The sequence below is a fragment of the Thiohalocapsa sp. genome (assembly GCF_019695415.1).
In the GTDB taxonomy this organism is placed as follows: domain Bacteria; phylum Pseudomonadota; class Gammaproteobacteria; order Chromatiales; family Chromatiaceae; genus Thiohalocapsa.
The window spans coordinates 1-20,960 of the sequence record NZ_JAIFKJ010000164.1 but is presented as its reverse complement, the minus strand read 5'-3'; the positions used below and the strand labels follow the sequence as shown (position 1 = coordinate 20,960).

24 protein-coding genes and 1 pseudogene are annotated in these 20,960 nt (G+C 65.5%); 19 read left to right on the top strand and 6 right to left on the bottom strand.

Annotated elements, in window-relative coordinates; genetic code table 11:
* Positions 1-263 (bottom strand): annotated as a pseudogene (locus I6U14_RS04460) (hypothetical protein); the annotation flags it as partial.
* A 421-nt stretch (positions 264-684) separates the two neighbouring features.
* On the opposite strand from I6U14_RS04460, the gene yajC reads away from it, so the two are divergent.
* The 6 genes from yajC to I6U14_RS04430 all read left to right on the top strand — a co-directional run bounded on the left by yajC (position 685) and on the right by I6U14_RS04430 (position 6,072).
* Positions 685-1,014, top strand: a complete 330-nt coding sequence (gene yajC / locus I6U14_RS04455; protein WP_200237986.1) for a preprotein translocase subunit YajC — start codon at positions 685-687, stop codon at positions 1,012-1,014.
* Positions 1,015-1,186: 172 nt separating this feature from the next.
* Entirely contained in the window at positions 1,187-3,043 is a 1,857-nt protein-coding gene (secD, locus tag I6U14_RS04450; RefSeq protein WP_296897199.1) for a protein translocase subunit SecD, read from the top strand.
* A gap of 30 nt (positions 3,044-3,073) precedes the next feature.
* Positions 3,074-4,030 carry a protein translocase subunit SecF gene (gene secF, locus I6U14_RS04445; RefSeq protein ID WP_296897198.1) on the top strand — a complete coding sequence of 319 codons (957 nt, stop codon included), beginning with the start codon at positions 3,074-3,076 and terminating at the stop codon, positions 4,028-4,030.
* Positions 4,031-4,088: 58 nt separating this feature from the next.
* Positions 4,089-4,898 carry an NRDE family protein gene (locus I6U14_RS04440; RefSeq protein WP_296897196.1) on the top strand — a complete coding sequence of 270 codons (810 nt, stop codon included), beginning with the start codon at positions 4,089-4,091 and terminating at the stop codon, positions 4,896-4,898.
* Positions 4,895-5,509 (top strand): 2OG-Fe(II) oxygenase, encoded by a 615-nt coding sequence (locus I6U14_RS04435; RefSeq protein ID WP_296897194.1) that lies wholly within the window; start codon positions 4,895-4,897, stop codon positions 5,507-5,509. Before I6U14_RS04440 ends, I6U14_RS04435 begins: the two co-directional genes overlap by 4 nt.
* 155 nt (positions 5,510-5,664) lie before the next feature.
* Positions 5,665-6,072, top strand: a complete 408-nt coding sequence (locus I6U14_RS04430; RefSeq protein WP_296897191.1) for a hypothetical protein — start codon at positions 5,665-5,667, stop codon at positions 6,070-6,072.
* 25 nt (positions 6,073-6,097) lie between these two features.
* Here the strand turns inward: I6U14_RS04430 and I6U14_RS04425 are convergent, their stop codons facing one another.
* Positions 6,098-6,358 carry a zinc ribbon domain-containing protein gene (locus I6U14_RS04425; RefSeq protein ID WP_296897189.1) on the bottom strand — a complete coding sequence of 87 codons (261 nt, stop codon included), beginning with the start codon at positions 6,356-6,358 and terminating at the stop codon, positions 6,098-6,100.
* A 127-nt stretch (positions 6,359-6,485) separates the two neighbouring features.
* Positions 6,486-7,022 (bottom strand): protein disulfide oxidoreductase, encoded by a 537-nt coding sequence (locus I6U14_RS04420; protein WP_296897188.1) that lies wholly within the window; start codon positions 7,020-7,022, stop codon positions 6,486-6,488.
* Between I6U14_RS04420 and I6U14_RS04415 the strand changes: the two genes are divergently transcribed.
* Positions 7,021-7,761 carry a rhodanese-like domain-containing protein gene (locus I6U14_RS04415; RefSeq protein ID WP_296897186.1) on the top strand — a complete coding sequence of 247 codons (741 nt, stop codon included), beginning with the start codon at positions 7,021-7,023 and terminating at the stop codon, positions 7,759-7,761. The two genes, I6U14_RS04420 and I6U14_RS04415, sit on opposite strands and share 2 nt — an antisense overlap.
* Positions 7,762-8,119: 358 nt before the next feature.
* On the opposite strand, the gene cysG is transcribed toward I6U14_RS04415, so the two are convergent.
* Positions 8,120-9,553: a siroheme synthase CysG gene (gene cysG, locus I6U14_RS04410; protein WP_296897183.1), complete on the bottom strand. Its 1,434-nt coding sequence runs from the start codon at positions 9,551-9,553 to the stop codon at positions 8,120-8,122.
* Positions 9,554-9,794: 241 nt separating this feature from the next.
* Here cysG and I6U14_RS04405 point away from each other — a divergent pair, with 241 nt between their 5' ends.
* The 3 genes from I6U14_RS04405 (at position 9,795) to I6U14_RS04395 (ending at position 11,275) form a co-directional block, all read left to right on the top strand.
* Complete coding sequence (locus tag I6U14_RS04405) at positions 9,795-10,121, top strand: rhodanese-like domain-containing protein (protein ID WP_296897180.1); 327 nt, start codon at positions 9,795-9,797, stop codon at positions 10,119-10,121.
* A 153-nt stretch (positions 10,122-10,274) separates the two neighbouring features.
* Positions 10,275-10,505: a sulfurtransferase TusA family protein gene (locus I6U14_RS04400; protein WP_296897177.1), complete on the top strand. Its 231-nt coding sequence runs from the start codon at positions 10,275-10,277 to the stop codon at positions 10,503-10,505.
* Positions 10,506-10,795: 290 nt separating this feature from the next.
* Positions 10,796-11,275 carry a DsrE/DsrF/DrsH-like family protein gene (locus I6U14_RS04395; protein ID WP_296897175.1) on the top strand — a complete coding sequence of 160 codons (480 nt, stop codon included), beginning with the start codon at positions 10,796-10,798 and terminating at the stop codon, positions 11,273-11,275.
* A gap of 281 nt (positions 11,276-11,556) precedes the next feature.
* On the opposite strand, the gene I6U14_RS04390 is transcribed toward I6U14_RS04395, so the two are convergent.
* Positions 11,557-12,858 (bottom strand): OmpP1/FadL family transporter, encoded by a 1,302-nt coding sequence (locus tag I6U14_RS04390; RefSeq protein ID WP_296897174.1) that lies wholly within the window; start codon positions 12,856-12,858, stop codon positions 11,557-11,559.
* 466 nt (positions 12,859-13,324) lie between these two features.
* On the opposite strand from I6U14_RS04390, the gene I6U14_RS04385 reads away from it, so the two are divergent.
* From I6U14_RS04385 to I6U14_RS04370, 4 genes are all read left to right on the top strand, one after another.
* Complete coding sequence (locus tag I6U14_RS04385; protein ID WP_296897171.1) at positions 13,325-14,239, top strand: LysR family transcriptional regulator; 915 nt, start codon at positions 13,325-13,327, stop codon at positions 14,237-14,239.
* A 30-nt stretch (positions 14,240-14,269) separates the two neighbouring features.
* Positions 14,270-14,680: a hypothetical protein gene (locus I6U14_RS04380; protein WP_296897169.1), complete on the top strand. Its 411-nt coding sequence runs from the start codon at positions 14,270-14,272 to the stop codon at positions 14,678-14,680.
* Positions 14,681-14,842: 162 nt separating this feature from the next.
* On the top strand, positions 14,843-15,928 hold the full coding sequence (locus tag I6U14_RS04375; RefSeq protein ID WP_296897165.1) for an AI-2E family transporter: 1,086 nt from the start codon (positions 14,843-14,845) through the stop codon (positions 15,926-15,928).
* 263 nt (positions 15,929-16,191) lie between these two features.
* Positions 16,192-16,767: an NnrU family protein gene (locus tag I6U14_RS04370; protein ID WP_296897162.1), complete on the top strand. Its 576-nt coding sequence runs from the start codon at positions 16,192-16,194 to the stop codon at positions 16,765-16,767.
* 50 nt (positions 16,768-16,817) lie between these two features.
* On the opposite strand, the gene I6U14_RS04365 is transcribed toward I6U14_RS04370, so the two are convergent.
* The gene (locus I6U14_RS04365) at positions 16,818-17,180 is read right to left on the bottom strand and encodes a nitrous oxide-stimulated promoter family protein (RefSeq protein WP_296897160.1); all 363 of its coding nucleotides are present in this window, start codon (positions 17,178-17,180) and stop codon (positions 16,818-16,820) included.
* Positions 17,181-17,359: 179 nt separating this feature from the next.
* On the opposite strand from I6U14_RS04365, the gene I6U14_RS04360 reads away from it, so the two are divergent.
* The 5 genes from I6U14_RS04360 to tilS form a co-directional block, all read left to right on the top strand.
* Positions 17,360-17,995, top strand: a complete 636-nt coding sequence (locus tag I6U14_RS04360; protein ID WP_296897159.1) for a L,D-transpeptidase — start codon at positions 17,360-17,362, stop codon at positions 17,993-17,995.
* Between the two features lie 17 nt (positions 17,996-18,012).
* Complete coding sequence (locus tag I6U14_RS04355) at positions 18,013-18,252, top strand: hypothetical protein (RefSeq protein WP_296897157.1); 240 nt, start codon at positions 18,013-18,015, stop codon at positions 18,250-18,252.
* Between the two features lie 36 nt (positions 18,253-18,288).
* Complete coding sequence (locus I6U14_RS04350; RefSeq protein WP_296897155.1) at positions 18,289-18,447, top strand: hypothetical protein; 159 nt, start codon at positions 18,289-18,291, stop codon at positions 18,445-18,447.
* 133 nt (positions 18,448-18,580) lie between these two features.
* Complete coding sequence (locus I6U14_RS04345) at positions 18,581-19,537, top strand: acetyl-CoA carboxylase carboxyltransferase subunit alpha (RefSeq protein WP_296897153.1); 957 nt, start codon at positions 18,581-18,583, stop codon at positions 19,535-19,537.
* 33 nt (positions 19,538-19,570) lie between these two features.
* Positions 19,571-20,960, top strand: a 1,390-nt coding sequence (gene tilS, locus I6U14_RS04340; RefSeq protein ID WP_296897151.1) for a tRNA lysidine(34) synthetase TilS, incomplete at its 3' end; no start/stop codon positions are given.

Sequence of the window (20,960 nt, the reverse complement as noted above, 5' to 3'; positions counted from 1 at the left end):
CGGAACCCCCGCCCGCCGCCGGCGCGCACTCCCGCCCGGCCCTCCCGCCCCTCCAGGTCCCTGAGGCCGCCGGTGCCCTCCGTGAGGCGGGCACCCCGGCGGGAGTGGGGGGCCGGAGGGACCGTCTCCTCGAGATACGGCCTCGGGATGAGCTGGTTCAGGAGGACAAGGGAGACGATCGGCTCGTCGCGTGAGATCGCTACCCCATGGTAGCGGGCGACCTCCGCGATCAGGTCCCCGATCAGATCGTCCTGCTCGTTCACGCCGAGGCGCTGGCCTGGGTCTGGGCCTCGGCGCCATCGAGGGGCAGGGCATCGAGCTGCGCCCAGCGATCGTCGCGAATCCGCTTGATGGCTCCTGGAGAAGGCCAAGACCCCGTTCTCTACCTCGCGGGCCTGGGAAAGCGCCGATTGATTGGCGCTTCCCTTGCGATACGCTGTTGTTTATCTGCAGCATCGGCGGTCGGGTGATCTTGACCGCAAAGTGGACCGCTGGATGCCGCCGGCCCCGGGCGTCGGACCGGGCGCCGGCAACATCCCGGCGGTCGTCGGCGCCGGCGCCGGTCATCGAGTTACGCATCACCAGAGCCCGAGAGGCGCCGGCTTGTGCCATAATACGCGGCTCGATTTCGTCCTTTCCCGTTCTGATACCCGCGCCACGGGCGCGGCAGCGAGGACCCTATCCATGAGCTTTTTCATCTCTGATGCCATGGCCCAGGCAGAGGGCGCCCCGGCTGGCGATCCACTGCTCGGGCTGCTCTTCCCCGTCGGCCTGATCGTCATCCTCTATTTCCTGATGATCCGTCCACAGATCAAGCGTCAGAAAGAGCACAAGAAGCTCGTCGAGGGTCTGAGCAAGGGTGACGAGGTGGTCACCATGGGCGGCGTCGCCGGACGCATCGTCGAGCTTGGCGAGAACTTCGCCCAGCTGGAGGTCGCCGACAACGTGCGCATCAAGATCCGTCGCTCCGCAGTGGAAGTACTGCTGCCCAAGGGCCAGCTGAAGGAGTTGTGAGGGCTGCCGCTGCGGCGGCGGGCCTTGCCTCAGGCCATCTGACCCACGCGGCCCGCAGCCGCCGCGGGCCCATGCGCTTGGTCTGCGCCGACAACGGCGGCTGCTCGCGCAGGTCTGCCGTGTCGGCGCTGGAACGCGCAGCCTCCAAGCAAGCCTCCGAGACGCTCGAACCATGAACCGCTATCCACTGTGGAAGAATCTGCTGATCCTGGCCGTTGTGCTGGTTGGCCTGCTGTTTGCGCTGCCGAACCTGTTCCCGCAGGACCCATCCATCCAGGTGACTGGCACACGTGACAATCCCGTCACGGATGCGGCTGCGGCCGAGATCGCGGCCGCCATGGAGAACGCCGGCGTGCCGGTGAAGGAGATCGAGTCGCTCGAAGGCGACAAGCTCTTGGTGCGGTTCACGACCCCGAGCGAGCAACTGCGTGGCCGAGAGGTCATGGAACAGACATTGGCGGACCGCTACAACAGCGCGCTCACGACGTCGCCGGACTTACCGGGCTGGCTCGGGGCGCTGGGTGCGCAGCCCATGTTCTTGGGCCTGGACCTGCGTGGCGGTATTCACGTGCTCATCGATGTGGACATGGAGGCCGCAGTGGATCAAGCCTTGGAGCGTTACACCGGCGATATCCGCACGGAGCTGCGTAAGCAGAAGGTGCGCTATCTCACCATTACCCGGGACGCCGGTCGCATCGCCGTGCGCTTCAACGATGAGGCGGCTCGCGACGAGGCGCAGACGATCATCCGCAAAGAGTTCCGGGACCTGACCGTGGACAGCGGGAAGGACGGCGGCAATTACTTCGTCTACGCCTCCCTGCCGCCGCAGATCCAGGAGGAGGTGAAGGATTTCGCGCTGGAGCAGAACATCACGACCCTGCGCAATCGCGTCAACGCGCTGGGCGTCGCCGAGCCCATCATTGCCCGACAAGGCGAGCGGCGCATCGTGGTGCAGCTGCCGGGTGCCTCGGACCCGGCGCGGCTCAAGGAGCTGCTGGGGGCCACTGCGACGCTGGAATACCGGCTGGTGGACACCGAGAACGACGTGCGCGACGCCCTGGATGGTCGCGTGCCCGTGGGCTCAGCGCTGTATCGGGAGCGCAACGGCCAGCCGATCCTGCTGAATCGGCGCGTCATCGTCACTGGCGACCAGATCACCGACGCCTCCGCCGGCTTCGACCAGCAATCCGGCTCGCCGGCGGTGTTTGTGAACCTGGATGGTCAGGGTGCCCGGCGCATGCGCAATGTGACGACGGAGAACGTCGGCAAGCCCATGGCCGTGGTCTTCATCGAGAGTCGCACCGTCACCCGCATGGTGGACGGCGAACCCGTGAAGGAGCGTGAGCGCACGGAGGAGGTCATCAGCGTCGCCAACATCCTGGAGCCTTTCGGCCGGCGCTTCCAGACCACCGGCCTCGACAGCTCCGAGGAGGCCCACAACCTGGCGCTCTTGTTGCGCGCGGGCGCCCTGGCGGCGCCCATCGAGATCGTCGAGGAGCGCACTATCGGCCCGAGCCTAGGGCAGGACAACATTGATCAGGGCTTCCGTTCGGTGATGATCGGCCTGGCGCTGGTGGTGGTGTTCATGGCGCTCTATTACCGGGTTTTCGGCCTGGTTGCCGATCTGGTGCTGGTGATGAACCTGGTGCTCATCGTTGCCGTGCTCTCGGCGCTGCAGGCGACGCTCACCATGCCCGGCATCGCCGGCATCGTGCTCACGGTGGGCATGGCAGTGGACGCCAATGTGCTCATTTTCGAGCGCATCCGAGAGGAGATCAGAAACGGCTCCAGCCCCCAGGCCAGTATTCATGCCGGCTATGACAAGGCCCTGTCCACCATCGTGGATGCCAACATCACGACGCTCATCGCTGCCATTGTGCTGTTCAGCTTTGGCACCGGTCCCATCAAAGGCTTCGCGGTGACACTATTCATCGGCATCCTCACGTCCATGTTCACGGCCATCCTCGGCTCCCGCGCAGTGATCAACCTGATCTACGGCGGTCGTCGGGTTCCCAAGCTTGCCATCTGATCCAGCCCGCCATCTGCAGGAGACACGGCCATGGCCCACGCACAGATCCTGAAGGAGCTCAATATCGACTTCATGGGCAAGCGGTATATCGCCGCTGTCGTCTCCGGGATCGTTTTGGTGATCTGCCTGGGCTCCATGCTGTTGCGTGGTTTCGAGTTCGGGCTGGACTTCACCGGCGGCACCGTCATCGAGCTGGGCTATGAGCAGCCGGTGGAGATTGCCGACGTCACCGGTGCCCTGACGGAGAACGGCTTCCCGGACGCCATCGTCCAGTACTTCGGCTCGCGTACCGACATCCTGATCCGCCTGCCGCCGGTGGAGGAAGGCGAAGAGGCCAGCGCCCAGCGCAGCGACCAAGTGGTGCGCGTCCTGGGGGATGCCGCCCCGGGCGAGGTGGACCTGCGGCGGGTGGAGTTCGTCGGTCCACAGGTGGGTGAGCAGCTGCGCGAGCAGGGCGGGCTCGCCGTGCTCTTCGCCCTCATCGGTATCCTCATTTACGTGGCATTTCGCTTTGAGTGGCGCTTCGCCCTCGGCGCCGTGGCGGCCCTGGTGCACGACGTCATCTTCACCGTCGGCGTGTTCTCAATCTTTCTCATCGAGTTCGATCTGACGGTGCTCGCGGCGGTGCTGGCGGTCATCGGCTATTCGCTGAACGACACCATCGTCATCTTCGACCGTATCCGCGAGAACTTCCGCAAGATGCGCAAGGGGTCAGTCATCGAGATCTGCAACCGCTCCATCAACCAGACCCTCTCGCGCACCATCATCACCTCCGGCACCACGCTGCTGGTGCTGCTGGCGCTGTACTTCCTCGGCGGTGCCGCCATCGAGGGCTTCTCGCTGGCGCTGATCATCGGCGTGCTGGTGGGTACCTACTCCACCATCTATATCGCCACAGCGATGGCCGTCTGGCTCGGCATCAGCAAGGCAGACCTGCTGCCGGCGCCGGTGGTGAAGGAGGGCGAGGTCATCGACGACAGACCTTGACCAAGAAAGGGCTGAGGCACCTGTCGGCCTCAGCCCTCAGCCCTCAGCCCCGTCTCCCATGTGCACCGTCATCATTCTGCGCCGTCCTGGGCATGCGTGGCCGTTGCTGCTGGCGGCCAATCGCGACGAGCTGCGCTCGCGGCCTTCGCAGCCGCCGGGTCGGCACTGGCCGGATCGGCCCGAGGTGGTCGCCGGCCTCGATAAGCAGGCCAAGGGCAGCTGGCTCGGCATCAACGACCATGGCATGGTCGCTGCGGTGCTGAATCGTACCGGCACCCTGGGCCCCGAGCCCGGCCGCCGTAGTCGCGGAGAGCTGGTTCTGGAAGCGCTCGACCACGCCGAGGCCAAGGAAGCCGCTGGTGCGCTGGCCGATCTTCATCCCGAAGCCTACCGTCCGTTCAATCTGCTGGTGGCCGACCCCACAGACTGCTATTGGCTGCGCCATGGCGGCGACGGCGAGATTCGCGTGCACCAGGTCCCGCCGGGGCTGCACATGCTGACCGCCGGTGATCTGGACGACAAGACCGACCCCCGCTGCATACACTTCCTGCCGGCCTTCCGTGCTGCAGCTGAGCCCGAGCCTGCCGCGGACGGCGGTGACTGGCGTGCTTGGATCGATCTCCTCGGCCAGCACGCCGCCGACGACGCACCCCGAGAGGCACGCCTCGCAGCCATGAACATCAATGGCGTTCAGCTCGCGGGCGGTGATTATGGCACCGTTGCCAGCAGCCTGGTGGCGATACCCGCCTACCCGGGCTTCGATGCACTGCCGGTATTTCTACACGCGGAGGGTGCGCCGGATCGCACGCCCTTCCGGCCTGTGCCCACGACGCATACCGATGATGCAACCGGCGGAGCCGACGCATGAGCCAGCGAGACCTCCAACGCCCCATTCCGCCGCTGCCGACCCTGCGCGAGGCAGCACCGAACAGCTTCGTCTTCGAGCGCCCGGGCGCCCTGCCGCCAAGTTTCTGCGACGAAGTGGTGAGCCGCTTCGAAGCCAACCCGGAGCAGCACTATGCCGGGCGCGTTGGTCAGTTGCGGGAGGAGATGAGCGCCATCAAGCAGACCACGGACCTCGTGGTCAGCAACAAGGACGACTGGAAAGACGTCGACCAGATGTTCTTCCGCTCACTCGCGGCTGCTATGCAGGAGTTCCGCGAGACCTATCCCTACTTCAAGGGGCCGTTCAAGGACCTCGGCTATCAGGTGCAGCGGTACCTGCCCGGGCAGTTCTATCACTGGCATGTCGACGGTGGGAGCCATGAGCTGAGCCAGCGTCAACTGGTCGCCATCTGGTACCTCAACGACGTGCCAGGACCTGGCGGCGAGACGCAGTTTCTGTACCAGAACCTCAGCATCCGCCCCGAGCGCGGCAAGCTCATCCTGTTCCCGCCCTTCTGGACGCATGAGCACCGCGCCAACCGGCTTGAAGCAGGGGCCAAGTATATTGCGACGACTTGGGTCGTGTTTGCGTGAGGAAGTGCGCGGTGCGAAGTGCGCAGTGCGGTGTCCAGTCCGCGCATGTCTCGGGAGGGCGCGGTGCGGGCCATTCTGCGCGCTTCGCACCGCGCACCGCGCACGCCTCGCCTTACTGCCGTCGATGACCATGGTGCACAACGCTGACACCCGCTATGGCTAACGGCACCGACAATTCCCCCCACCTCCTCGCCATCATCGAGCTGGGCGGTTATCCCAACTTCACACCGCTCTACAAGCGTCTCGGCGTCGATGCCGAGCTGGTGAGCTCCCAGCGCAAGGCTCAGGCTGCCCTGAAGCGCCGTGTGCCTGAGGTGATTGTCGCCGAGTACAATTTTCAGTCCGACTTTCGCGACCGCACCAGCAATCTCGAGACCCTGATGGCCCGCCTGCAGAAGCATCCGGAGGTCCGAGTCATCTGCATCTACCAGCCCGAGTATCAACATAAGCTGGACGCCCTGCGCGCCCGCTTTCCGGTGTTTGCAGCCCTGCCGCTGCCGGTGAGTGAGGCAGCGATGGAGGAGGCGCTGCAGCAGGCGCTATCGAAACCCTCAAAAGGGTGACCCCTCTTATGGTGTTCGGATAGCGTCAGTTGAGTCCGCACATGCCGCTGCCGCAACCGCCAGCGCCGCACGCGGGTGCAGGATCAAAGCCACTGCCGAGGTTGCTGCTGCCGACGACGTTGCCGCCGGTGGCAAGGCGCTGCACCGGGGTGTCGGCGGGGGTGTCGCCGCAGTCGAGGCTGGCGCGCTCGCAGAGCTCGCCCCAGGTGCTGAGCTTCTCGCTCATGCGATGGTTGACCTCGACGATGCGGCCGTTGGCCTCACAGCGGTAATCGTAAGTGGGCATAGTGTGCTCCTATATCGACGCTTTCTAATATGCCTCCATTATATCCACAGGCGCTGCCGCCGCAATCTGCGTGTCCCAAGCGCGCGGTCAGTCGGCGCAGCCCGAACCGCGTCGGGGCCATGGCTCCTCACTCCTGGCCCGCCGCCCAGAGGTGCCCGCGCAGGCCGATGCCAGGCGTGTAGCCTACTGCGCCGAAGCGGATTTTGCCGTCGCCGTCCAGCACGAAGGTTGCCGGCACGCCGCGTACGCCCCAGACGCTCGCGATCTCGCCGTAGGGATCGGCGACGGCGTCGAAGTCCAGGTCTCGCTCGCGTAGGTAGCCCGCTATCTCCCGTTCGCCACCCGATTGCATGGCGACGGTGACGACCTGATAGTCCCGACTCAAGGCATTGATGCTCCCTTCCTCCAGCTTGCAGGTGGGGCACCAGGTGGCCCAGAAATGGACCAGGACCGGCTCGCCGCGCAGTGCTGCGAGATCGACCTGCCCGCCGCGTACTGTAGATGCCGCGAGCGGCGGTGCGTCACCGGATGCGAGCGGACGCGACTTGTACCACTGGACGCCGAAGAAGACGACCAAAACGATGAGCAGATTCACCACCAAACCGCGCCAGCGCCGCTTGGGCTTGCGGGCCTGGGCAGGGGCCTGGGCTTCGGAGTCGGACATGGATCGGATCCTCGATGACACATTGACAGGCACGGTCACGGTGTGCAGCGGTCGGTGGGCTGGCTGGGTGCCTTTGCCGGCGCTCATGCTCATGCTGACGCTCCCCACGCTCGCCGCTGCGGCAAACACCGATGAAGATGTGTTCGACCTGCAGAATCTCAGCGTCAGGATCAGCGAAGACCTACCCTACATCGAGATGCCACACGGCGATGAGACGGTCACGGTGCTGCGCTATCAGGACCCGAGCCATCGCATCGTGCCGCCGTACGATAAGACGTCACGCCCTTGCCCGCCGTACTGCGTGCAGCCCATGCAGATCGCCCCGGGCGTGGAGACCATCGGCGAGCTCGAAATGCTCGGCTACATGCGGCGCATCGCCGACGGCGACCCGGCAGTGCTGATCATCGATTCGCGCACCGAGGACTGGGTGGCTCGCGGTACCATCCCCGGGGCTGTCAACATCCCCTATCAGCGCCTGGATCCCGCCTATGCGTCGCCCCAGGCCATCGCGGAGCTGCTGCAGCTGGAATTCGGTGCCGCCAGCGCCGACGGTCTCTGGAACTTCGACGGCGTCAAGACGCTGGTGTTCTTCTGCAATGGCGCCTGGTGCGGTCAGTCTCCCACCAACATCAAGGCGCTGTTGGGCCTCGGTTACCCGGCACATCGCCTCAAATGGTACCGGGGCGGCATGCAGGCCTGGGAGTCCCTTGGCTTGACCACGGTGCAGCCGGCGGACTGAGAGGTTGTGAAGAAACCCACCGACCTACTGCGGACGCCGGAGTCGCGCCACTGGCGCAGCACCAGGTCGATGCTGACGAGGAGCGTCTCGTCCTCCGCGCGGACAACCCAGGCCGCTCGCACCGCCGTAAGGGGCTGGAAGATGCCGGGGCGCTGCTTTTCCCTGCGGTCGGTGCCAAGGGACCACATGGTGGGCGCCGCGTGGATGGACACCGCGATGTCACCCGTGCGCAGTGCGGCGATGCCGTCGGCAACAGCCGCAAACGGCACGCGCTCGGCCTGCCGCATGCTCTGCCGGCGGCGGCGTGTCCGGCTCGCTGCGCCGTTGCGGGGCGGGTTGGCGCTGGGCGACGGACGGCTCAATCGCCAGGCAGCAGCGGTGTCGTCGCACCCTGCTCGCGGTCTGGAATGGTACTGAACCAGTCGAGCTTGTCACGCAGGTTCACGACCTCGCCGACGATGATCAGGGTGGGCGGCTCCGGCGGGTCCTCTTCCACGCGGGCGAGGATGGTCTTGAGCGTACCCGCGTAGACTTTCTGCATGTGCGTCGTGCCCTGCTGCACCAGCGCCACGGGCATGTCCGGCGGCACGCCGTGCTCGATGAGCTTGTCCACGATCACCGGCAGACCCACCAGGCCCATGTAGAACACGATGGTCTGGTGCGGTTCTGCCAGTTGGCGCCAGTTGAGGTTGATGGTGCCGTCTTTGAGATGGCCGGTGACGAAGGTCACCGACTGTGCGTAGTCGCGATGCGTGAGCGGGATGCCGGCATAGCAGGCGCAGCCGTTGGCGGCGGTGATGCCGGGGACCACCTGAAAGGGCACGCCCTCGGCGGCCAGGGTGTCGATCTCTTCGCCGCCGCGGCCGAAGATAAAGGGGTCGCCGCCCTTGAGTCTCAGCACGCGCTTGCCCGTCTTGGCAAGCTCTGCCAGGAGCTTGTTGATTTCTTCCTGGCGCATGGTGTGCTGGTTGCGCTGCTTGCCGACGTAGACATGCTCGGCGTCCCGGCGCACCATATCGATGATGGGCTTGGCCACGAGGCGGTCGTAGACCACCACGTCCGCTTGCTGCATCAGCCGCAGCGCCCGGAAGGTCAGCAAGTCCGGGTCGCCCGGTCCGGCACCCACCAGGTAGACCTCGCCCATGTCCGTGGGGTTGCCGCCGGCAGCGAGCTCACGCTCCATGGCCGCATCGGCCTCCCTGAGGTGCCCTGAGAAGACCCGCTCGGCAACGCCCCCCTGGAGGACACGGTCCCAGAAGCGCCGGCGGTCGCGCTGGCGCTCGAATCGCTCCTTGACGCGGTCGCGGTAGCGCGCGCAGAGCTCCGCGAGCCGCCCGTAGCCCGCCGGCACTAAAGACTCGAGCCGTGCGCGGATCATGCGGGCCAGCACCGGCGATGCCGTGCCGGTGGAGACAGCCACCACCACAGGTGAGCGGTCGATGACCGATGGCATGATAAAGGTGCAGTCCTCGGGCTGGTCGGCGACGTTCACGGGCACCCGGGCAGCCTTGGCCAACGCGGCGATGTGCCGGTTCACCCCGCGGTCGTCGGTGGCTGCGATGGCGAGGCGGATGTCCAGCAGATCCTCGTCCGTGAAGCGCCGCTCGTACCAGGTGATGGCGGCGTCATCCGCCGCCCGCGCCGCGAGCTCCGGCACCAGTGTCGGGGAGACCAGACGCACCCGTGCACCCGCGCGGCGCAGGTTCTCGAGCTTGCGCAGCGCAATGGGCCCGCCGCCCACCACTAGGCAGGGCTCGTGCTTGATATCGAGAAAGATGGGGAGTAGGTCCATGGTCGTTTGGCCGCGGCTCAGTGCCGGTATTGGTCTGAAACGGGGATGGACTCATCGCGGTCCTGTGCTGAGCTGGCGGCAGCGGGCGCCAGACCGGGTGTCCCCCTAGAATCGGCGCGCGCCAAGACCCATCCCCTCTACCATCGGCAGGGCGCGACCCCTCGTCGCTCAGCTGCCGATTGCCGAGTCTGTGAAGATTCTTTAATATACTTAAATACTTGGGCAAAGGGTAGGTGCTTTCGTGGTCAACGAGATCGATTCAGAAACGCTCAAGGCGCGGCTTGCGGAAGGCGAGGATCTGTTGTTGGTGGATATCCGCACCCCGGCGGAGGTCGCCCAGGGGGCGATACCCAACGCCAAGCATATCCCCATGCACCTGCTGCCGGTGCGGGCGACAGAGCTGCCCAAGGACAGGGACGTCGTGCTCTACTGTCGCAGCGGGGCGCGCTCTTACCATGCGTGCCAGTTCCTCGCGCAGCAAGGATACGACAACGCACTGAATCTGCGCGGAGGCATCATCGCTTGGGCGCGGCATGGATACGACATCGGGCGCTTGGACGACGCTTGAGGTTGTTGCGGTCGCACTAGGTCCCTGCCCGGCGCAGGTCGCCTGAGGAAGTTGCGTCGCGCTAGGTTTTTGCCTAATAATCAGAATCTTTGCGGTTGCTGAAATACTTATGTTGGCAACCATCACCCGACCAGCCTGCGGAGGTAACCCACAATGGCGGAATTCGATCAGGAACTCGATGCCAGCGGTCTCAACTGCCCGCTGCCCATCCTGCGCGCGAAGAAGACTCTGAACGGTATGGACGCCGGCCAGGTCCTGCATGTGATCGCCACGGACCCGGGGTCTGTGAAGGACTTCGACGCGTTCAGCAAGCAGACCGGCAACGAGCTGATGGAGTCCAAGGAGGACGGTGGCAAGTTCCACTTCATGATCAAGAAGTCCTGAGCGACAGCAATCTGCCTCGCCTGTTTGGCCGTTCCGGCCAAACGGCACCCGGAAGCGGATCAGACGCTTCCCCGAGCGGCATCGGCTGAGGCCCTCAAGCGAGTCAAGGCTTCGCGTCCAATAGGGTCCGCAGGACGAGTGCCGCTGCTGCGCACACTTGCGTGGAGCAGGCGGCTCCCAGCGCGTATCCCGAACGCCGCAACCGCCCCTCACCGGGTGCTCCACAGGTTTGAGCACCCCCAAGCCAACGACGACACCGGGCTCCACACGGGGTCCGCCTGGAGGACACGATGGACGAAAAGAAGCTGGCCATCATCGCCACCAAGGGCTCCCTCGATTGGGCCTATCCCCCTTTCATCCTTGCATCCACGGCCGCGGCCCTGGGCTACGAGACACAGATCTTCTTCACCTTCTACGGGCTGCAGCTGCTCAAGAAAAAGCTCGCCCTGGAGGTTACGCCCCTCGGCAACCCTGGTATGCCGATGCCGATGGGCATGGACAAGTGGTTTCCGGTGCTCGGCCTGGCGCTGCCCGGCATGCAGGGCATGATGACGGCCATGATGAAGCAGAAGATGAAGTCCAAAGGCGTTGCCAGCGTCGATGAGCTGCGGGATCTCTGCCAGGAGGCGGACGTGAAGCTCATCGCCTGCCAGATGACCGTGGACCTGTTCGACATGGATCAGTCCGAGTTCATCGATGGCATTGAGTACGCCGGTGCGGCGGCATTCTTCGAATTCGCCGGCGAGAGCGATATCTGCCTCTATATTTGAGCGTTCCCGCCCTATGCCGAGGCCGGCTGGGGTTGTGGCGGGCGGTTGGCATCCTTCTTGGCTGAGGGCTGAGGGCTGAGGGCTCGGTGCTGTTCGTCAGTGTCCGCTCGCAGCGCGAACGGCCCGAAGGCGCTCCCCGGCGTCGGGGCCGAGCGGGCATGGCGCAAAAAAAGAAGGCCGTCCCCGTTCCGGGGCGGCCTTTTAAGGTTGCGCGACTCGGTGCCGCGCCTTGGGGGAGCGTGCAGCCGGCGGCGCGGTGTCGCCCCGCCGCCGGTGCGTTGTCAGAAGGCCACGAAGCGCTTGTTGATGCCGATGCCGATCAGGTGCGCGTCGGCGTCGTATTCGCCGTTGTAGGCGCTGGTGCCGTTGGTTGGCCCGCCCACCTGGTACGGCCGGTTGCTGCGGAAGTCGCGCTGCTCGTTCCAGACGTACATGTAGCCCGCCTCGACTTCCCAGCCGTCTCCAAGCGATTGGCCGAGGCCGATGGCGAACAGGTGCCGATCGCTGTCGGGGATGCGGGGGGTGAAGAAGGCGTCGTTGACCGGGGTCTCGTCGTAGGTATAGCCAAGGCGGAGCTGGGTGCCCTTCCGCGGTGTGTAGGTGATGCCGAGCCGATAGGCGTTGGCGTCGTTCCAGTCGTTCTTGTCGCTGACGAGAGTCCTGCCGTCGTTGAGGTCGATGGTCAGCTCTTGAAACTCGCTCCAGCCGTTGCGGGTCCAGTTGATCTCGGCGGCGAGGTCCTCAGTAAACGCGTATCGCACGCCGAGCTGCAGCCGCCACGGCAGGTCTAGATCCAATTCTCCACCTTGGCTGGCCGGCAGCGCACCCGCCTGCACCAGATTCGAGTTCTGCGCGGTGTAAAACCCTTCCATACTCACCGTCGCCGCGGAATGGAAATCGATGCCGAGGCTGAGCGCGTCCTTGACGTACATGGCGCTCAGGTTGAAGCCCCAGCCCGACCCGTCACCGTCGAGGCTCGTCAGCGTGGAGTTGAACTGCGCGGACTTCGCCCAGTAGATGTCGGCGCCGGCGGCGACTGCGAAGTTGTCGTTGACCGCGTACGTGACCGTCGGGTTGAAATTCAGGATCTCCGCCTTGGTCTGCGTCGGCTGAGGGCTCAGGGGAACGGTCACCGGCCCAAGTGGCGTCTGCTGCGTCAAGGTTCGGGTGAGCTCCGGAAAGGTCCCCACGGGCCAGCGGGTTTCGAGACCGAAGGGCGCGTTCACGCTCATGCCGACAGCCCATGTGTCGTCGATGCGGATGGCGGCGTTCAGCATCGGTACCCCGTGCCAGTCGGCCCCCTCGCTGTCGTGATCGCCAGTGGCCGTGCGAACGCTGAAGCTCGGGCCGATGAAGAGGCCGCCGGCGGACCAGACGCTCTTGTCGTGGAAGGCGATAGCTGCCGCGTTGTAGGGGATGGCGCCCGGCTCCTCCGGATTCGCCACCAGCGCGTTTGCCGTGCCTATCCCAATCACAGAGAGCTCAGGCACAGAGAAGCCTGAGGCCTGTGCTTGTTGTGCAGAAAACACACTTGCGGCCGCACAAGCGGCAGCGAGCAGGTGGAATCTTGATGACTGCGTCATGGTATCCCCTCTTCGGTATCGTTCTTCTGAGGCCAGCTCAATCCGCGCCGACAAGGCACGGGCGCCGCTTCGGTGGTAAATATACGCCAGTTTGTTGCGTTTATCTAGTCATGTTGTGATTTTGCCTCTAGGGGAGGTAAGGGTGTCCGAAATTTGGGTGCTGAGTCGACATCTGTCTGACAGAGGCGGGGCCGGCCGAGATAGCGGAAAGCCCTTGAATAATGTGGATAAATGGGCGTATCGAATCCCTTTGTGCTAGCATCTGAGTTGCTGGGGAGTGCGGGCCGCTCGGTTGCGCGCCCGGGGGTGCACGCGTCGACTGCGCGCTCAGAGGCCCCGGAGTGCGTCAAGGCAAACAAGGCGTGGGCGCGCATGGCTGTCCGAGCCTAGTGCCCTTGGACCTAGATCGCGTATTGCCCTCTGCGCCGCTCCGGCCGCCGGTTCTTTCCACTACTGAGGTCCCACGATGGCCGACCGAAGGTTGCAGGTCTTTCACACCGTGGCCCGCATGCTGAGCTTCACCAAGGCGGCCGAGTCTCTTCACATGACGCAGCCGGCGGTCACCTTCCAGATCCGCCAGTTGGAAGAGCACTTCAACACCCGGCTGTTCGATCGCACGCACAACCGCATCAGCCTCACGGATGCCGGCTCGCGGGTGTTCGAGTACGCGGACCGGATCTTCGCGCTTTACAGCGAAATGGAGAACGGCGTCCGCGAGCTCACCGGGGAGATCAGCGGCGCCCTCACCATCGGCGCCAGCACCACCATCGCCGATTACATGCTCCCGACGCTGCTGGGGGACTTCAATGCGCGTTACCCGGAGGTCGCCATCCACCTCAAGGTCTCCAACAGCGACGGCATCGTCTCCATGGTGGAGAGCAATGCCATCGATCTGGGCGTGGTGGAGTCGCCGGTGGGCAACAAGAACCTGGTGGTGGAGACCTGCAAGCAGGATCAGCTCGTCGCCATCGTGCCGCCAGGACATCCGCTGGCTAAAGTGCAACAAGTGCCTTTCAGTGCCCTGCTGGACTTCCCGTTTATCCATCGCGAGGAGGGCTCCGGCACCCGGGATGTCATCAACGGCTATCTCGACGCCCTGCCGGATTGCGCGGCGGGCCTCAAGGTATCCATGGAGCTCGGCAGCCCCGAGGCTGTCAAGGGCGCCGTGGAGGCAGGCATGGGGGTCTCCATCGTGTCCAAGGCCACGGTACAGAAGGAGCTCAAGCTCGGCACGCTGGCGGCCCTGGCACTCGACCCGCCTTTGGTTCGCCCGTTCTCGTTCGTGCACCAGAAGCAGAAGTTCAAGCTCAGGGTGATGGAAGAGCTGCTGGAGTTCGCGCGTGCGTACTGTAAGAACCACCAGTCCTACGATTTGGACTGAGCGCGCGGCGTCGCCCCGGCCTGGGCGTACATGCTCCCCCCGAATCTAATCCAAGGACAGCCGTCCAGCGCGGACGAGCGTCGGCTCTTGCGGCGCTTCCGCGGACTCGACGCATCGGCGCGCCAGATGCTGCTCGCCTTCGCGGATTTCCTCGCCGAGCGCGGTACCGTCATGACCGACGCCGCCGCAGCCGACCCCCTGCCGGAGCCCGCGCCCGAGCCCCGGCCGGCGGCGGAGACCGTCGTCGCAGCCATCAAGCGCCTGCGGCGCAGCTATCCGATGCTGGACAGCGGTACAATGCTGCAGGAGACCTCGCAGCTTATGGCGGCCCACATCCTCCAAGGGCGTGAGGCAGCCGCCGTGATCGACGAGCTCGAGGCCCTGTTCGCGGCGCGCTTCGAGGCGCTCAAGGCAGACCGCGATCCGGGCGAAAGGCGCTGAGCGCGCGGTCCGTGTCGCAGGCGGTGTCGGTCTCCGTCGTTTGTGCATGAGCCGCCGTCAGCCCTGTCCGTCCGTCCCATAGCAACCCCTTTGCCAGCGCTTCAGCAGCAGCCCCTCGTGCCCCCTCGGGAGAATCAGCCTCCGCGCTCCACCAGTTACCCTATGCAGGTGCTGAGCGACTGGTTCCGGCGCCATTTCTCTGACCCGCAGATCATGGTGCTGGCGGTGTCGGTCGCCGGCATCGTGGCCATCGTGCTCCTGCTTGGGCAAATGTTGGTGCCGGTGCTGGCCAGCATCGTCGTCGCCTATTTGCTGGAAGGCTTCGTGTTGCTGCTGGAGCGCCGCGGCTGGCCGCGCCTGGCGGCGGTGGTGCTGGTGTTCATGCTGTTCCTGGTCTTCGTGATCTCGGTGCTGGTGGGCGTACTGCCGTTGGTCTACCGCCAAGTGTCAGATCTGGTGCAGCAGCTGCCCCAGATGCTGGCACAGGGACAGCATCTCCTGATGGCGCTGCCGGAGCGCTACCCGGAGCTCGTCAGTGCTGCGCAGATCGATGCTGCCATGGACGCCATGCGTCAGGATGTGGTGGGCTACGGACAGACGCTGGTGTCGGTATCCCTATCCTCGCTGGTGGGCGTCATCACGGTACTGGTCTATCTGATCCTGATGCCGCTGCTCATCTTCTTCTTCCTGAAGGATAAGAACCTGATCCTCGGCTGGTTCCGTCGTTACCTGCCGCGCCACCGGGCCATCGCCGGCTCCGTCTGGCGCGATGTGGACCGCCAGCTGTCCAACTACGTGCGCGGCAAGTTCTGGGAGATCCTCATCGTCTGGGCCGTGAGCTTTGCCACCTTCACGGCGTTCGGGCTCAACTATGCGATGCTGCTCGCGCTGCTTGTGGGACTGTCGGTGATCATTCCGTACATCGGCGCGTCCGTGGTCACGGTACCCGTGATGCTCATCGCGTGGTTCCAGTGGGGCTGGGGTGCGCAGTTTCTCTGGCTTACCGCGTCTTACCTGATCATTCAGGCGTTGGACGGAAACGTGCTGGTCCCCTTGCTATTCTCGGAGGTGGTGGACCTGCACCCAGTGGCCATCATCGTTGCGATTCTCGTGTTCGGCGGCATTTGGGGGTTTTGGGGCGTCTTCTTCGCCATCCCGCTCGCCACCGTGGTCCAGGCCATCCTCACCGCTTGGCCACGGGCGGGGGAGGGCGCCGACGCCGGCGTGGCCGAAACACCCGGCGGCTGAGTCGGGCGTGCCTCCTGCTCCGGGCGCTTGGCGCGGCCGGCCGGCGACCTCCTGGGGAGATGCTGCTTGATTGGGCATCCTGCCCAAAAATCAGACGGAGCCGGGCCTGTGCAGACATTGGGCGGTTTCCCGGCTCCTTCATTGTCAGCGACTTGCGTCGCCGAAAATGGCGGGGCGTCCTGCCCCGCACGGGAAGCGCCAATGAAGCGGCGCTTCCCCAACGCTTTTCGCCGTAAAACTGATCCGACCGACAAGGACCCGACATGCTCCAGTTGATCCTCGGCTTGGTGCTCTTTCTAGGCACCCATTCTGTGTCCATCGTGCGGCCAGACCTGCGTGCGCAGGTTGTGGCCCGCGCAGGCGAGATACCCTGGAAGCTCGTCTACGGTGTGCTCTCCGTCATCGGACTGGTGCTCATCGTCCTGGGGTATGGGGCGATGCGTGCCACAGATCCGGTGCTGCTGTACACGCCCCCTGTCTGGCTGCGCCATGTGTCCCTGCTGCTGATGCTGCCGGCGTTCTCGCTGTTGCTGGCGGCCTATCTGCCGGGCCGCATCCAGCGTGCGGTCAAGCACCCGATGCTCCTCGCCGTGAAGATCTGGGCCACCGCGCACCTGCTCGCCAACGGCACGCTCGCGGACGTACTGCTGTTCGGCAGCTTCCTCGCGTGGGCTGTGGCGGACCGCATCTCGTTGAAGCGCCGGGTGCAGCCGACGGTGCCTGCTGCACCCGCCGGGCGGTGGAACGACCTCATTGCCCTCGCCGGCGGACTCTTCCTTTACGTGGCCTTTCTGCTGTTCCTGCACCGCTGGCTCATGGGCGTCTCGCCCATCGGCTGAAGCGGCTTACTATCTGGGGCGAAATTGCGGCCGGGCCGCGGAGGATGGGCTCAGAGTTTTGCTCGGAACTTGTCGACGAAGTGCATGATCCCGAGCAGTGGGTGCCGCAGGGGCATCCGCGGACCGGCGTAGCGCATCACCTCGACAATACGCCCGCGCCGGCTGTCGCTGTAGCAGTGCACGGTGCATGCATTGCAGGGCATCTTGGTCTCGCCGAAGACGCAGACGTCGAGCCGCTGGTTGGCGTAGCGGAGCAATTCGGTGCAGTCCGGACAGTCGCGTGCGCGTTCGGTGCCGTGGTGGTCCCGGCAGTAGATGGCGATCATCGCCGCAATCGTGCGGCGCTCGCGCTCAATGCGCCGCCCCTGGTTGGCAGGGCGCAGGCCGGCGGCACGTGGGGGACGGGTTCGCATTTGCATGGCGCCATTATGCGAGCCCGGACGCAATCCGGGTTGATGATTGTCAACGAAATCTGACATCAAGCACGCTTGACGGTCGCCCGCGGCGCCGATGGCCGTCTGTGGTCCATTTGCAAGCCTTTACCCAACAGCGCTTCGACCATGTCTAACCTGTACCTAAGGACGTCCCCCCAATGAGCAAAACTACCCTGGTGCTCGTGCTGCCGCTCATCGTGACGGGCTGCGCATATCAACCCTATCCGGAGCTCCCGGACGACATCGCGGCGCAGACAGCGCCGGGCGCGCGCCAACTGGCCGCCCCGGGGGAGGGCGGCACCGATGGGGCGGCTGTCGATGAGACTGCATCCGCCCGTGCCGCCAACGTCTCCGACGTCGCCCGGCGCGAGGCCCAGCTAGCCCCAGTCTCCCAAGAGGTCGTACCGCCGCCGCCGGACCCGGCGAGCCTACAACCGGCGGACAGCCGTGAGCTCAAGATCCTGCTCGGTCAGCGCCGCTTCGAGTACTACGAGGACGAGCAGGTGGTCTGGTCGGGCAAAGTTTCGGCCGGGGTCGAAGAGCATCCGACCCCGCGCGGTGAGTTCCGGGTCACCGCCAAGGACATCGACAAGCGTTCGGGCAGCTACACCAATTACTTCAACTGGCCGACGCCCATGCCCTATGCGCTGCAGTTCAATGGGCCCTACTGGGTGCATGAGGGTTATGTGCCCAACGAGAATGCCTCCCACGGCTGTGTGCGTCTGCGCCACGACGATGCCAAATTCGTCTATGCGCGTATGCAGGTCGGTGACCCTGTGACCGTGGTGGAGTGACTTCGGGGCGTGCATTCATGCAGCGCTGGGTGATGTACGTCGACACGGATGCCTTCGACCCCGCTGTGGAGCAGCGCTTGGGCCAACTCGCCGGCGAACTGGCGCAGACCACCCATGCCGCCCGGGTTGCCGGCGATGTCGTGACCCTCAAGGTGCGCTGTGCCGGCTTCGAGACCTACACCCGCAAGCGCCGACTCCCAGCACCGACTCCCAGCACAGACGGACAGCGAGCGCGTGCTGCTTGCCGAGGCTGTTAGAATCGCGAGCCCGACGCACCTCGGCCGGAGCCTCTCATGCTGCTCACAAATATCGTCCTTGTCATCGCCGTCATTTTGATGATCGCCATCGCCATCGGGCTGTCGCGGGATGGCTCCGGGAAGCCTGACAGCCGCGGACGGCGTCAGCAGGTCCGCATCACCGATGCCGACAAAAAGAGCGACGACGACCGCTGACACCTCCGAGTTCATAAGACCACGGCGCCGCTTAGACGCAGCGTATTGCAATGCGCGCGCAGTCCCCAGACGGGCGGGCCGGCCACAACCGCGCTGTTCCCAGGGATCGCAGTCACGGTAAAATTGCGCGGTTATGGATCTGAACTTTCTGCCCTTCGAACAGCCGGTCGCGGAGCTTGAGGCCAAGATCGAGGAGCTCAAGCACGTCGGCGACGACAACGAAATCAACATCGCCGAGGAGATCGAGCACCTCCAAGTCAAGAGCCGGGCGCTGACGGAGCAGATCTTCTCCGGCCTCACGCCGTGGCAGATCTCCCAGCTCTCCCGCCATCCGCTCAGGCCCTACTTCCTCGACTACGCTCGGCGTATCTTCGAAGACTTCCAGGAGCTGCACGGCGATCGCGCCTTCGCGGACGACCAGGCCATCGTCGGCGGCCTGGCTCGGCTCGAGGGGCGCTCCGTCGTGGTCATGGGTCACCAGAAGGGCCGCGACACCAAAGAGAAGATCCAGCGCAACTTCGGCATGCCGCGGCCGGAAGGGTACCGCAAGGCGCTCCGGCTGATGTCGCTCGCCGAGCGCTTCGGTCTGCCCATTTTCACCTTCATCGATACGCCAGGCGCCTATCCCGGCGTCGGCGCCGAAGAACGCGGCCAGAGCGAGGCCATTGCCCGCAACCTGCAGGTGATGTCGACGCTACGGGTTCCCATCGTCTGCACCGTCACCGGCGAGGGCGGCTCGGGCGGCGCGCTCGCCATCGGCGTCGGCGACCGACTCATCATGCTGCAGTTCAGTACCTACTCCGTTATCTCGCCGGAGGGTTGTGCGTCCATTCTCTGGAAGAGCGCCGACAAGGCCCAGCTCGCCGCCGAGGCCATGGCCATCACCTCCTCACGCCTCTACGACCTGGGTCTGGTGGATGCCGTGGTTCCCGAGCCCCTGGGCGGGGCGCATCGGGACGTCGACGCTATGGCAGGCGCCTTGCGCGATACCCTCATCGAGGCCTTGGGCGAGCTGGAGGCCCTGTCCATGGACCAGCTGCTGGCTGCCCGCTACGATCGACTGCGCAGCTACGGCCGGCTCAAGGACTGACCGTCACCGCCCGGAGGCGCCTGCCATCTCGCCATGCGGGCCGCTGATCAGCTAACACCCGCGCGCCTCGCCGAGGCGCTGGCTCCCGCCGCGGGCCGGCCGCTATGGATCGCCTACAGCGGTGGGGCCGACTCCCATGTCCTGCTGCACGCCGCAGCGGGGCTGCGGGAGTGCCTCGCGCTGGACCTGCGCGCGGTACACGTCCACCACGGCCTGCACCCGGCGGCGGATGCCTGGGCCGCACACTGCGAGGGCGTCTGCGCACGGCTCGCCATCCCGCTCAAACTGCTCCGGCTCGAGCTGCAACCGAGTGCGGGCGAGAGCATCGAGGCTGCGGCACGCGAGGCCCGCTACGGCGCCTTCCGTACGCTGCTTCGAGAGGGTGAGGTGCTTGCCACCGGCCAGCATCGCGACGATCAGGCCGAGACCCTGCTGCTGGCACTGCTGCGCGGCGCGGGTGTGCATGGCCTTGCTGCCATGCCCGCCCGCACTGAGCTCGGCGCCGGGGTGCTCTTGCGGCCGCTGCTGGATCTGCCCCGGGCCGCTCTCCTCCGGTATGCCCAGAGCCATGGACTTGAGTGGGTGGAAGATCCGAGCAACACCGATGCTCGCCTGGACCGCAGCCGCTTGCGACAACTGGTCATTCCGAGGCTGCGTGAGCGCTGGCCCGCCTTAGACCGCACCCTCGCACGCTCCGCGGCGCACTGCGCCGAGGCAGCGGCCTTGTTAGACGACTTGGCCGATCAGCTGCTGGCGGGGCTGAGAGTGGATGCCCCCGGCGCACTGTCCATCAGCGCCCTCCGGCGGCTGGACGCGCCGAGACAACGATTGGTGCTGCGGCGTTGGCTCGATCGCCAGGGGCTCGCGCCACCGGATACAGCGCGTCTGCGCCGCATTGCCGAAGAGCTGCTGGTCGCCCGTGCCGACAGCCAGCCACTGGTCGCCTGGCCCGGCTGCGAGGTCCGTCGCCACCGGGATGAATTGTATGCACTGGCGCCGCTGCCAGCGCCCCCGACGGCTGGAACACGGATGCTGCCGTTGCCCAACGACAGCTCGCTGTCACTGCCACCTCCGCTCGGAACCCTGAAATGGGTGCTGGACGACGCCTCGGCGTCGGCGCAAGTGAGTGTGTGCTTTGGTGTCGGAGGTTTGCGCTGTGCGCGTCCGGGGCGCCCCGCGGCGGACCTGAAGACGCTGTTCCAAGAAGCCGGGGTGCCGGCTTGGCTGCGGCCGCAGGTGCCGTTGCTTTGCCTGGACGGCGCACTTGCCGGTGTCGGCGGCGTCCGGCTCTGTGGCACCGGGCTCCTGCAGCTCGCTTGGGAAGGCCATCCCTGGGGCGGGCAGGGCTGGTTCAACCCGCTCCTGAAAAAAAAGGGGTCAGAGCCGAATGGCGCTAACTTAAGCGTTTCCGTGCCCGGATCAG